This window comes from Streptomyces fildesensis (assembly GCF_016107395.1).
Taxonomy (GTDB): domain Bacteria; phylum Actinomycetota; class Actinomycetes; order Streptomycetales; family Streptomycetaceae; genus Actinacidiphila; species Actinacidiphila fildesensis.
This window is the reverse complement of record NZ_JAAIKO010000038.1, coordinates 21502-33412: the sequence shown is the minus strand read 5'-3', so window position 1 is coordinate 33412 and position 11911 is coordinate 21502. Positions and strand designations below refer to the sequence as shown.

Here is an 11911-nt window from a genome sequence, read left to right as displayed (position 1 = left end):
CGGTCCTTCAGGTGGGGAGATGCCACTGCTGGTTGGCGGCGGCGCTGTTGCAGGTCCAGATCTGCAGCCGGGTGCCGTTGGCGGAACTCGGTCCCGAGGCGTCGAGGCAGCGACCGGAACCGGCGTTGACCAGGGTGTTGTTGGTGCTCGGCGTCCACTTCTGAGCGGTGGTCCCGTTGCAGTCGTACAACTGGACCTTGGTGCCGTTCGCGGTACCGGCGGCAGTGACGTCCATGCACTTGCTCAGCGCCTTCACGCTGCCGTCCGCGCCCACCGCCCAGCTCTGCGCGCCGGTTCCGTTGCAGTCGTAGAGCTGCACCGCGGCACCGTTCGTGGAACTCGCACCCGCCACATCCACGCACTTACCGCCGTAGCCCGTGATCGCACCCGAGCCGCCGCCGGTGCCCGTCACCGTCAAGCTGTAGGTGGCTGTCTGGGCACCCGACGAGCCGGTGCCGGTGACGGTGATGGGGTACGTGCCAGGTGCGACCGCCGAGGTCGTGGCCACGGTCAGCGTCGAGCCGCCTCCCGAGGTCACCGACGCCGGGCTGAACGACACGGTCGCTCCCGACGGGGCACCGCTCGCGGTCAGCGCCACGCTCTGCGCCGTACCGCCGGACGTGACGGCCGTCGTGACCGTGGCGGTGGCCGACGCGCCGGGTGCCACCGTGCCCGAGGCGGGCGTCACGCCGAGCGTGAAGCCGGCACCCGGATTGGACGCACCGCCGCCACCGAGCCACTTGATGCCGTTGAGGAGGAACTGGTTCTGCTGGGCGCTCGCGAAGGTCGACGACAGCGCGGTGTTGGTGTCGTAGTTCATCGCGTTGTGACCGAAGTTCGCGTACAGCATCTTGTACTGGCGGTTGGTCCAGATGATCGGGTAGTAGCCGCTGTTCCAGGTCTGGGCGGGGTCCGTCCCGACCGGGAAGGTGGACGGGTCGAGGGAGGCCAGGATGTCGATGTTCGGGTTCTGGCGCAGATCGTTGTTCCAGCTGTACCACTCGCTGACCGACGAGGCGATGGTGGCCGGCAGCCCTGCCATCGACGGGTGTGCGTGGTCCTCGACCTTCAGCGTCTCGGCCGTCGGGCCCCAAGTGTTGCTCTTGAAGGTGCCGGTGCCCAGGAAGGTGTTGTGGTACCAGGACCAGCTGTTGGAAGTGGAGTCGTTGTAGGCCGAGACGTGGAAGCCCATCCAGCCGCCGCCGTTGTCCATGTACGTCTTGAACGCACTCTGCTGGGCTGCGGTCTGCGGGTGGTTGTCCAGGAACAGGACCACTTGGTACTTGGTCAGGTTCGCGGTGTTGAGCTGGCTCCAGTCACTGGTCGCGGTGTACGTGAAGCCGTTCTCCGCGGCGTGCTGCGGGAACCACTGGTTGGCCTCGTGGACGAAGCTGATGTGCGCCGCGTCGTAGGTGCCGTCGTAGAACGCCAGCACCTTGAAGGTGGGGGCCGCGTGCGCGGTGCCCGAGTCCGGGACGGCGGTGAGGCCGAGCAGGAGCATGCAGAGCGCGAGCAGCCGTATCAGTACGCGTTGCACGGGGAGTGCCGTGCGGGTTCGCAACATGGGACGGGGTTCCTCCTGGGCACGGCGGAGTGACAGTGGGGGGATCGTGCGGAGAGACCGAGGTGCGGGCGTCGGCAGCGAACAGGTCGGACGGCCTACCGACGTTCTCCTGACGGAGCATCAGTAGAAGACTTCACTTTGTTCACGACTTAATCCAGGTGGTGATTTAACCGAGGGGACACGACCCCGTCAAGACCTCGCACAGGCCCCGCAGTTGCCGCTCGCCGGCGATTGCCGGCGGCTCACGCAACCCATGGGGGCGCTGTACTGCACTGATGGCCCCGGAAAGGCGGGAAGGGGACGCCGTGGTCTTGACAGCGTCGTGGTCTAGTCCAAGCATGGTCGTGGTCGTACAGCGTTTCAGGACACTGTCCCGACCCGCTCGGGCCGCACCTCGACCGGCCGTACATCAACCGTGGGACTCTGCCTGGGGCTTGTCGTGTACCGACTGTTCCGACGCTGCGGGGCGCCGGAAGCGGTACCTTGCCTCAGCTGACCCCTCGTACCCGCGTGCCCGCACGGGCCGGTATGTGTAGCCCAGGTGTCGCCATGTCCCGTCCGTCATGCCCTGTCATGTTCTGTCGTACGACGAGGACGTGAGTGCTTACCCCCCGTCGTCTCTGTGCCCGGAACCCGCAGCCCCCCATCCGTGAAGCGAGGAGCACGACTGCCTTCCGGCTTTCCACCGTCCCCCACTGAGGAGCCCGTCATGTCGGCGTCACCCCCCACCCGACGCATCAGCCCCCGCCCCCTCGCACTGTTCGCCGCCGCCGTGCTCCTGCTCTGCGGCTGGCTCCAGCAGGCGCTGTCCCCCCAAGCCTCCGGAGCCGAGAACACGTCTCCCGCGGCGGCCGCCGCCACGTTCACCGATGACTTCAACGGTGCCGCGGGAAGCGCGGTCGACAGCTCCAAATGGGGCTACGAGACCGGCGACAACGTCAACAACCACGAGCGGGAGTACTACACGAGCGGTAACCACAACGCTGCCCTCGACGGCCAGGGCAATCTCGTCATCACCGCCCGCAAGGAGAACCCGGCCAACTACCAGTGCTGGTACGGCACCTGTCAGTACACCTCCGCCCGGCTCTCCACGCCCACCAAGTTCACCCAGGCGTACGGCCACTTCGAGACCCGCATGAAACTCCCGCGCGGCCAGGGCATGTGGCCCGCGTTCTGGATGCTCGGCAACGACATCGGCACGGCCGGCTGGCCCGGCAGTGGTGAGATCGACATCATGGAGAACGTCGGCTTCGAGCCCGGCTCCGTACACGGCACCATCCACGGCCCCGGCTACTCCGGAGCCGGCGGCATCGGTGCCGGTTTCACGCTCCCCGGCGGCCAGAGCTTCTCCGACGCCTTCCACACCTTCGCCGTCGACTGGGCGCCGAACTCCATCAAGTGGTCCGTCGACGGCAATGTCTACGAGACGCGCACCCCCGCCGACCTCAACGGCAACCGCTGGGTGTTCGACCACCCCTTCTACCTGCTCCTCAACCTCGCGGTGGGCGGTGACTGGCCCGGCGACCCCAACTCCGGCACCACGTTTCCGCAGCAGCTCGTCGTGGACTACGTGCACGTCACCACCAGCGACACCTCGGGCGGCGGCACCGGCCACCCGCTCACCGGAATCGGCAACAAGTGTGTCGACGTAGCGGCGTCGAACAGCGCCAACGGCACGCCCATACAGCTCTACGACTGCAACGGAACGGGCGCGCAGGCCTGGACCTCCTCGTCCGACGGCACCCTGCGAGCGCTCGGCAAGTGCATGGACGTCACCGCCGCGGGCACCGCTGACGGCACCAAGATCCAGCTCTACGACTGCAACGGCACCGCAGCGCAGAAGTGGACCGCGGGCGCCGGAAGCACTCTCGTCAACACGGGATCGGGCCGCTGCCTGGACGCCACCGGCGCCAGTTCCGCCAACGGCACCCGGCTCCAGATCTGGGCCTGCAACAGCTCCGCCGCCAACCAGCAGTGGCACCTCGCCACCTGACCGACACGTCGGAACGTCAGGTGCCCGGCCGGCCCTTGAGCCGGCCGGGCACATCTCGGAGCGCTACGGTCGTTCGCTCGGGACCGGCTGAATCGCGGACCACCGGGCGAGCATCCGCTGACGCATGTCCGTGCTGAGGCTGCTCACGCCCTGGAGCGAGGCATGGCCGGCGGCCATCCTGCCGACGACTCCGAGTCGGTGGACGAGCCGCTGCCGAGCGGTTGCCGTACCCCACTTCCAGTCCCGCCTCGGGACACGTGCCAGGTGGTCGGTGCCGTCGCGGTGTGCACGCTGGACCAGCGCGTCGCCGCGGATCAGCCAGCCGGCGCACGCGTCGGTGAGGTCGCCCTGGATCTCCGATCCGGTCGCCGCGCGCCACGCGGTTCGGTAGGCGTTCTCGGCCCGCTCCAGCAGCGGTTCGTTCGCCGAGGTGACGCACCAGCAGGTGGGAAATCCGATGCGCAGATAGGCGAGCTCCATGACGCCGCTGCCCAGCGAGGCCTGCTCGAAGTCGATGAACCTGACTCCCGCCGTGGTGTGCAGGTCGTTGCCAGGGCACGGATCCCCGTGCAGAAGCGCATGCCCGGGTGCTCGGTCGAGCCGGTCGATGAGGGCTTCGAGTTCTTCGGACACTCCGGGCGGCACGGGAGCCTCCAGCACCGCGGCCAACCGGAGGAACGCGTCGACGTCGTCCTGACCCGGACCCTGCCAGCGGGGGAGCACGCCGACATCCTGCGGACCGGTGGTGGTGTGCAGCTGGGCCAGCGCGGCGGCGTAGTCGACGATCCAGTCGCCGGCGGGTTGTTGGTGCTCCCAGTGCTCCAGCACCACCACACGCTCGCCGGGATCGGTGGCCAGCAGCGCGGGCACCACGGGTGATGCGGCCCGGCCGGCCAGCCGCAGAGCGGTCACCTCACGTGTGTACCGCTCGGCGGCGTCGGGGCCCTCCACGAACTGCTTCACCACGGCCGACGCTCCAGGCAGCTCAACGCGCCACACACGTGAGCGGGGGCTGCTGCCCAGTCTGCGTGAGCGACCGGGCGATCCCAGTTCACTCCTCAACTCGTCCCCGAACGGCAGCCGCGATCCCATGGGCCCATCCTTCCATGCGGCTCCGCGCCGGCCGGCTGCCCCTGGACCCTGGCGCTCCACCCTGCTGCGAGCGGGCTGGGCCGTCATGGTGAGGGGCGGACAGGCCCGACTGTTGATCATCGCACTGATGTTCCGAGCATGCGCGTCCAACGAGATCGTGATCTGTGACGGGAGTGATCTTGAGCGAGTGGATGGCCCATTGCGGGCTTCAGTTCGAGCTGCGATTGTTCACGTTCAGTGCTACGGATTTGGTTTAGAGTCCCATCATGCAACTTCCTGCCTTCGTTGACCTCCGGCCAATCGGCAGGTGCAACTTGACTTGTCCCTTCTGTTTCGGGCCCAGGCATGAGGTTCCCTCCATGTCTCGAAGGGACGCCCTGCGGGTTGCCGAAGTATTACGAGATGCCTGCGTGCAGGGAGTGGTGGTTTCTGGGGGCGAGCCCACGCTTCTGCCTTATCTGGCGGACCTTGTCGGCGCGTTGCATCGATCCTCTCCCTCGGGAGACCCGGGGCCGCGAGTCGTCCTCAGTACCAATGGGCTGGCGCCTCTGCGAACGATGGAGCGCATCCTCCCCAGCCTCTCCTGGATCGCCCTGCCCCTGGAATCCGCGGACCCCATCGAACACGCGGCCTTGCGGACAGGCGTCGCACCGCATCGCGAGAAGGTACTCGCGCTGCTCGCGGAAGTGCGAAAGAACCACAAGCCGGTTCAGGTCAAATTGGGGACGGTTGTCACGCATCTCAACCTTTCTGGGGCTTCTAGGGTTCTCGACCTGATTGAGGAGGACTCCTGGCTTCCCGATGTGTGGAAGGTGTACCAGATGTCGGAGACCAACTACGGTGCGGACAATCGGGACTGGCTCGCGGTCAGCCAGGAGGACTTCGACGAAGTGGTCAGGAAGTGCGAGAAGGCCGCTGCCGAGCGTGGAGTCACTCTGCGTGTCTATCGGAACTCCACCCGCACGGGCAGCTACTTCTTCATCGACCCGGACTGCGAGATGGTGGTGGTCGACGAGGCCGGCGAGCGGCGTATCGGAAACCTGTTCGACGAGCTGGCGAAGTGCTCGGAGGGGATGAAGGGCGCATTTCCCTCAGGGGAGCTGATTTCTCTGACGAGAAACATGGACAACTTCGTGAACACCTACCCTGATGCGTGAGGGACGGGGATGGCGGAGCACGTACGGGTAGGCGTCCAGGCGATCGTGCGGGTCGGGGATCGTGTACTCCTCGGACTGCGTGCCAATGCCTTCGGTGCCGGCACGTGGGGACTGCCCGGCGGTCATCTCGAACTGGGTGAGACCTTGATCGAGGCCGCCCGCCGGGAGTTGGAGGAGGAGACCGGTGTCCGCGCCATCGGCGCGCGGGTCGTCTGCGTGACGGATCCTGATCCGGCTGCGAATCACCATATACAGGTCGGAGTAGAGGTGCTGGCGTTTGAAGGGGACATCCGGGTATGCGAGCCGGAGCGCTGTGTGAGGTGGGAGTTCTGGCCGCTGGATGCGTTGCCGGAGGCGCTCTTCGTCGGTTCGGTCGGCGTTGTCCGAAGTTTCAGCGCGGGCGCTCTGCACCTTCCTTGACGGCTCTTCCCGGCTTGTCGTCACTCAGCGCGGACACCACATCGCGAAGAATCTGCTTGTGCTGTTCCTCGTGGGCGCCGAACTGCCCCCAGGTGCTGGCCAATTCCCACTGGGTATTGAATGCGGCCACGCTGTCGTCGTAATATCTGCTGCTCTGGCTGAACCGGATCTCGAAGGCACTCAGTCCTCGACGGGTCCGGAAGTCAGGGTTGGCCGTCAGATAGGGTTCAAAGAATCCCATGTCCGTGGTGAGGAGCGTGGACCCGGAGATGTCCATCGGGGTCAGCCGCAACTCGATGAGGTCTCCGTACTGTTCCTGAAGCCGCAAGTAGGACTGGATCACCGGGAGGAACGTTTCCAGGTAGTACTGGCTGTCCTCGACGAGGTCCACGATGTTCTGAACGTTGGCCTTCTCCGTCGTCGCGTCCCGCTTGCTGAAGACGGCCAGGCTGTTCCATGGGCTGCTGAGCACGACATGGAAGTGGATATGTCGTTCGAGAGCACGAATGATCGCTGGGTAGAACAGATCCACGTGGCTGAGAAAATATGAGGCACCGGCATGCGCGATCAGCCGGATGATGGATCGCTCCCTCGTGAGCGCCGACTTCTTCGCTTCGTTGCGCTCGGTGTTCTGCTGAGGTCGGTACACCTGATCGATCAGGTAGGGAAGTTCCTGGGCGGGTGTCACGGCGGCACGCAATTCAGCGAGTTTTCGACGCACTTCGCGTGTCTGGGGATGATCCCTGCCGAGTGTCGCCGAGGCGTTGTCCGCGACTGTCTCCAGCATGGCCACGGCGCGTTTCCTGCGAGCGTCGAACGTCGGGCCTTGCTCCGCTGCAGTGAACTCTGCTTCCGCCAGGGACGCCTGCGTGACGATGGTCTGCCGATGGTCGGAACCGAGAATCGCCGAGGCGTTCAGGGAGATGGTCTCCAGATCACCCAGGGTCTGTTCGCTGACGTCGGTGTCGTCGGATGCTGCGGCCACCTCGAACTTCGCGGCGGTCAGGGCCGCCAGCGCCGCGATGGCTCTCGGATGTTCACTTCCCTTGACGCGAATGAACTGCTCGGCCGAGGTGCTGAAGTCGTCCAGTGCTCGCCCGATGGCCGGCTGGTCCTGCTGGATCCTGGCTATCTCGAGCAACACCCAGTCGGTGGTCAGCCGGGCTTCCGGATTGTCGACGCTCCAGTACTTCCCCATGGCCCGCACCGACTGTTCGGCCCATATTCGGGCGTCCTCCAGGTCGTCCGCCCGCAGACTCACGGCACTGAGGTTGGAGAGGATCCGGGCGAGCTCAGGGGCGGCGCTGCGGCGCGCCCTGTTGAGGGCGCAGCTCAGGACGAGCCGGGATCGCTCCACATCACCGTGTTCCGCCAGCAACATGCCGAGGTCGTTCCAGACGGCGGCGGGATAGATCTCCTGGTCGGCCTCCGATATCTCCATATGGCGCAAGGTCAGATCGGCTATGGTCAGCGATCCCTGCTTCAGGCCGATGGCCGACAGGAGCTTCGCGAAATGGGCGAGTCGCTGAGCGATCGCCTGGTGAGGTTCCCCCACCAGGTCGCGGTGGCGGAGACACGCCACGAACCGTACGAGGAGGTCATCTCCCGTCGGACGGGATTCGCCGGCTTCCAGGAGGTAGCCCTCCGCCAGTTCTATGGCGTCGTTCAGGGTCTCGAGTGCGTTCACGTTTCCTTCCGGAGCCCCGGCGCCCATGGGTGATCGTTCTGTCATGACAGCCGTCCCCTCCACAACGGGTATATGTTGCCGCCCAGATCGGATTTTTCGAGGGCCTCCGCTATGGCCTTTCTGGATGAGGAGTCGTCTTCCAGATCGCTTTCTTCCGCTACGGCGTAAGGCTTGACCAGCGGGGAAGTCTGGATCCCTGCTGTGCCGTTCGCTGCCGAGCCGGCGCCGGTGCCCGGCCATACGCCGGTCGGGACGACCAGTCTGATACCTGCCAGGCTGCGGACCGCCTCCTCTATCGTCACGGCGAATGCCGAGTCGGCCGGCGCCGTGCAGTACGGCGGCCTCTTGACGAGGAGGCCCAGTACGGTGGATGCGCGATGAGGGGCTTCTCGTTCGATCGGACTGCCGGAGAACTGGCGGTGGTCGTCGCACGGACCGTCGCACTGCAGGCGGAGGGCGTTGACGACCCTGTGCTTCGTACTGCCGTAACGCAGGGAGACTTCGACGACATTGCCGGACAGAAAATCGTCGGAGTCCGATAATCGATGAACGGCCTTCCAGGGGTCGCCGTGCTTCACACGATCGAAGAATGCTTCGGGAAGCGGTGGCGGCTGTTGGAATCCAAGCCTCAGTAACGCCAGGTCGGACAGCATGTCGTAATCCTTCAGCAGCCCCGTCGCGAACGTGCTGTCCGGTAGGCGAACCTTCAACAGCTCACTGTCGGAAGGGCGATCCCGAAGGCAGTGCTCGGCGGTGACAGCGAAGTTCCGTGTCAGTCTTACCCCGAATCCCAGGAGGAGATCGTCACGGAATATCTCTATGAAGTTCTCATTGTGCGTCACGCGTCGGGCCCCCCGTTCGGTTCCGGAATCGAACCCCCTTGCGCTTTCCGTGCCCATCGGCACGCGCCTCCGCGCGCAGCAGTTCCACGAAGCGCCGGTCCGCCTCCTCCGCATTCCTGACCCCCTCCGTGACGATCACCCATAAGGGATCACGGTCGGAGCGCCGGGGGTTGGTCTCCTCCTGGGTCTTCCATATACCCCAGGCATTGATCCACTCACGCATGGCCTCGAAGGTCTTTTCATGCGCCGCGAGGAGCTGATCGGAACCATAGATCTCGAGCTTGGCCAGTACGGGGGTGATGTCCGCCCGGTCGGTCTGGGGATTCCGGCGTTCGGGGAGGATTCCCGTCCGGAGCATCTCCCCGCGGTCGTGGGCAATACGGTGGATCAGGATCAGGGCTTCGTCGTAGACCGCCATCCGCCGATCCCAGACGCGATGTTCGCGCTCACGCCTGGTCGTGGAGCGCTGCGCGATCCCCACGCTGAGGAGCGAAGCGAGGGCGCCCAGCGCTGTTCCGATCAGTACGGCCTCAGGGGGAGTCAGTCTCACGCCGCCATCGTGGCGCCCAGCCCGGGTGTACGGGTCCGTAATCAGCGAAGTGCGGTTCGGGACAGGGCTCCGTGAGCGATTTTCAGCCTGTCGGCAGAGACGGGGGATGTCCCGTGCCGTGGGACGGGGGCAGCCCGGCGGTGCGGCGCAGCCAGTCGTCGAGAGCGAAGAAATCCCGGTCGGTCAAGCCCCAGCGGGGGTCGACCCGGTGGAGGAGGGCTTGTCCCTGATGCTGTGCGGAGACCCAGGTGCGGTCGGCGTCGGTGATCTCATCGTCGACCCAGACGAAGGCGCGACCTGCGGCCCATTCGACGAGCGCGCGGGTCTTCCAGTGCAGTCCGGCCCGCTCATCCAGAGCATCCGGATCATACGGCTGGTTCGGGTCGTTCCGTTCGTCCTGGTCCTCGTCCTCGTCGGAGGGCTCGGGCCAGTTCACGACCGGCAGATCCGGCAGGCCGAGCAGCGGGGCGATGCACTCGTTCGCGTCGGCCATCCATGTCGTGGCCCAGACCAGATCGCACGGCAGTGCCGCCAGTCGGGGGCCGTACTCGGGATTGATCCTGGCCAACAGCGGATGCGATCCGGCTCCCTGCCGACCGGTACTCGTCCGATACGTCGGATAGCCGTTCGGATGCTGTTGCGGTGTCGCCCCGAACGGGATGAGCGGGCCGTCGACGTCGAGGAAGAGCAGTGGGCGCTGGACGGATCCGTTCACGGTTGCACGATAGTGGTCCCTTCGCCGGGGACTGTCGCTCGACGCGAGCCACCGACTGGTGTGTCAGCGGCAGCTACTACGGTGGTGGGCAACGAACGGCACGAGCGAACACCCGGGCGACCAGCGGGGGCACACATGACGGACCGGCCCGGACTTCCGGAGGACCTGGACCGGCCTGCGGTCGAGGCCGTTGCCGCCGAGATCCGCCGCCGCGGTGGCACCCGACTCACGACCAGCCGGCACCCGGGCGAGGACGGCCCCGAGCGCTTCTACCTGGGGGCTCGGTGTCCGGCCGACGGGTGAGATGAGCGGAGACCAGACGGTCGGGGAATGGGACCTGAGCCAGCACTGATCCGATCCTCTGCGACGCCGGGGCTGCCGCGTCGGATGCGCTCAGATCAGCAGGAACCCCGCGATGACCGACGCCGCGTTCGCCGTCACGGATGCCGCGTACGGGACCGGGCCGTTCAGCCGGAGCATACGGCGGAGGAGCAGCGCCTCCACCATGCATACGGTTGCCTCGGCCACGGCGAAGTATCCCCAGTAGTCGGCGGCCGGGACCTGGGCGAGGAACCACCAGAGGGGTGGGTGCGTCACACAGTTGACCATCAGGGTGGCGGCACCGGCGCGCGCCGGCCGGACGCGGGCCGATACGGTGAGCGCCGCGATGTAGACAGGGACCTCGACGAGCAGCGTCAGGGCGAGGGCGAACAGGTACGGCACGGCGGGATCGTGTCACGGGGAGGGGACGGATGGCGAGCGCGCAGGCGGCGGGCCTGCCCGCCGTGCGGGGGCTGGGTGCCGCGCCGGTGGCGGGGTTCGTGTGCGCGGCGGCCGTCGCCCTCGTGGCGGCGTTGCGACTGCCGGCCGGGACAGCGGTCATCGGGCTGGCGACGTTCGGAATCCTGCACAACGTGCTGGAACTGCGGTACGTGGCCGGCCGCTTCGAAGGGGTGCTGCGCGGGCCGTTCCTGCGGCTGCTGGGCCTGCTGATCACGGGGATCGTCGTGTGCCGCCTGCTGCCGCCGTCGACGGCGACGCGCACCGGCGAGATCCTGCTGGCCTACGGGCTGCTGGGCACCGCGTGTGCGCACGCGCTGCGCTCCCGGCTGCAGCTCCTGGTGGCCTCGGTCGCCGTGCTCGCGGCGGCGGCCGGCACCTCACTGGCCTTCCCCGCCTACCACTTCGTGGTGCTGACGCATCTGCACAACGTCGTCCCGCTGCTCTTCCTGTGGGAGTGGTCGCGCCGGTTGCCGCAAGGGCGGGCCACCTTCCGTGCGGTGCAGTGCGGATGGGTCCTGGTGGTGCCCGCACTGCTGATGGCCGGGGCGTTCGACCACTGGCTGGCCGCCGGTACGGCCTGGACCGACCGGTTGTCCGCCGCGTACACACCGCCGGCGTGGCTGGACTCGACGCTGAGTCTGCGCTTCGTCGCGGTGTTCGCCTTCCTGCAGACCATGCACTACGTGGTCTGGGTCTGGTTCCTGCCGCGCTATGCGCCCGATGCGACGCGGTCGTTCGAGCGACGGGTGCCGGTCGTGCGCGGCTGGCGGGCCTGGGCGCTGGGCCTGGGCGTGGCCGTGGTCCTCGCGTCGCTGTTCGCGACGGACTACGCGCAGGGCAAGGCGCTGTATGCGGCGATCGCGAGCTACCACGCCTATCTGGAGTTTCCGGTCCTGTTGATGCTCATTCTGGGACTGGGGCCGGTCCCGGCTCCGGTCGCCGGGCCCGTCGAAGGGAAGAACACACGTGTCTCTACTGGCTGATGTCGCTCCTGATCCGCCCTCCTCGGGCGGGCATGTCGTCCTCACCGTGGTGGGGGTTGTGCTGCTGGTCGGTGTCCTCGTGCTGGTCATGGTCGCGCTGTCCCGCCGCAAGTGAGCGGTGCCGG

General features: G+C 66.8%; 12 protein-coding genes and 1 pseudogene. 6 read left to right on the top strand and 7 right to left on the bottom strand.

The window, feature by feature from the left end; all coding sequences use genetic code 11:
• Positions 1-7: 7 nt before the first annotated feature.
• Positions 8-1564: a ThuA domain-containing protein gene (locus C6N31_RS32815; RefSeq protein WP_138356654.1), complete on the bottom strand. Its 1557-nt coding sequence runs from the start codon at positions 1562-1564 to the stop codon at positions 8-10.
• Between the two features lie 709 nt (positions 1565-2273).
• Between C6N31_RS32815 and C6N31_RS32810 the strand changes: the two genes are divergently transcribed.
• The gene (locus C6N31_RS32810; protein WP_138356653.1) at positions 2274-3557 is read left to right on the top strand and encodes a glycoside hydrolase family 16 protein; all 1284 of its coding nucleotides are present in this window, start codon (positions 2274-2276) and stop codon (positions 3555-3557) included.
• 63 nt (positions 3558-3620) lie between these two features.
• Here C6N31_RS32810 and C6N31_RS32805 read toward each other — a convergent pair whose 3' ends face one another.
• A complete protein-coding gene (locus C6N31_RS32805; protein WP_138356652.1) occupies positions 3621-4649 on the bottom strand; it encodes a phosphotransferase family protein in 1029 nt (342 codons plus the stop codon).
• A 266-nt stretch (positions 4650-4915) separates the two neighbouring features.
• Between C6N31_RS32805 and C6N31_RS32800 the strand changes: the two genes are divergently transcribed.
• Entirely contained in the window at positions 4916-5806 is an 891-nt protein-coding gene (locus C6N31_RS32800) for a radical SAM protein (RefSeq protein WP_138356651.1), read from the top strand.
• Positions 5807-5815: 9 nt separating this feature from the next.
• On the top strand, positions 5816-6226 hold the full coding sequence (locus C6N31_RS32795) for an NUDIX domain-containing protein (protein WP_138356650.1): 411 nt from the start codon (positions 5816-5818) through the stop codon (positions 6224-6226).
• Here the strand turns inward: C6N31_RS32795 and C6N31_RS32790 are convergent.
• The 4 genes from C6N31_RS32790 to C6N31_RS32775 all read right to left on the bottom strand — a co-directional run bounded on the left by C6N31_RS32790 (position 6198) and on the right by C6N31_RS32775 (position 10020).
• Positions 6198-7913, bottom strand: a complete 1716-nt coding sequence (locus C6N31_RS32790) for a tetratricopeptide repeat protein (protein WP_138356649.1) — start codon at positions 7911-7913, stop codon at positions 6198-6200. The two genes, C6N31_RS32795 and C6N31_RS32790, sit on opposite strands and share 29 nt — an antisense overlap.
• A 41-nt stretch (positions 7914-7954) precedes the next feature.
• The gene (locus C6N31_RS32785) at positions 7955-8755 is read right to left on the bottom strand and encodes a hypothetical protein (protein WP_138356648.1); all 801 of its coding nucleotides are present in this window, start codon (positions 8753-8755) and stop codon (positions 7955-7957) included.
• Positions 8742-9236, bottom strand: coding sequence for a hypothetical protein (locus tag C6N31_RS32780; RefSeq protein ID WP_138356647.1), 495 nt, complete (start codon positions 9234-9236; stop codon positions 8742-8744). The genes C6N31_RS32785 and C6N31_RS32780 overlap by 14 nt, the downstream gene beginning before the upstream one ends.
• Before the next feature lie 151 nt (positions 9237-9387).
• Positions 9388-10020 (bottom strand): HAD domain-containing protein, encoded by a 633-nt coding sequence (locus C6N31_RS32775; RefSeq protein WP_138356646.1) that lies wholly within the window; start codon positions 10018-10020, stop codon positions 9388-9390.
• Positions 10021-10191: 171 nt separating this feature from the next.
• Between C6N31_RS32775 and C6N31_RS32770 the strand changes: the two are divergent.
• Positions 10192-10372: pseudogene (locus C6N31_RS32770) on the top strand (GNAT family N-acetyltransferase); the annotation flags it as partial.
• A gap of 41 nt (positions 10373-10413) precedes the next feature.
• Here C6N31_RS32770 and C6N31_RS32765 read toward each other — a convergent pair.
• A complete protein-coding gene (locus C6N31_RS32765; protein WP_198358847.1) occupies positions 10414-10743 on the bottom strand; it encodes a hypothetical protein in 330 nt (109 codons plus the stop codon).
• Positions 10744-10772: 29 nt separating this feature from the next.
• On the opposite strand from C6N31_RS32765, the gene C6N31_RS32760 reads away from it, so the two are divergent.
• Together C6N31_RS32760 and C6N31_RS45290 are read left to right on the top strand one after the other, a co-directional pair.
• On the top strand, positions 10773-11786 hold the full coding sequence (locus tag C6N31_RS32760) for a hypothetical protein (protein WP_187145167.1): 1014 nt from the start codon (positions 10773-10775) through the stop codon (positions 11784-11786).
• Positions 11770-11901 (top strand): hypothetical protein, encoded by a 132-nt coding sequence (locus tag C6N31_RS45290; RefSeq protein WP_269285412.1) that lies wholly within the window; start codon positions 11770-11772, stop codon positions 11899-11901. Before C6N31_RS32760 ends, C6N31_RS45290 begins: the two co-directional genes overlap by 17 nt.
• The last annotated feature ends 10 nt before the right edge of the window (positions 11902-11911 follow it).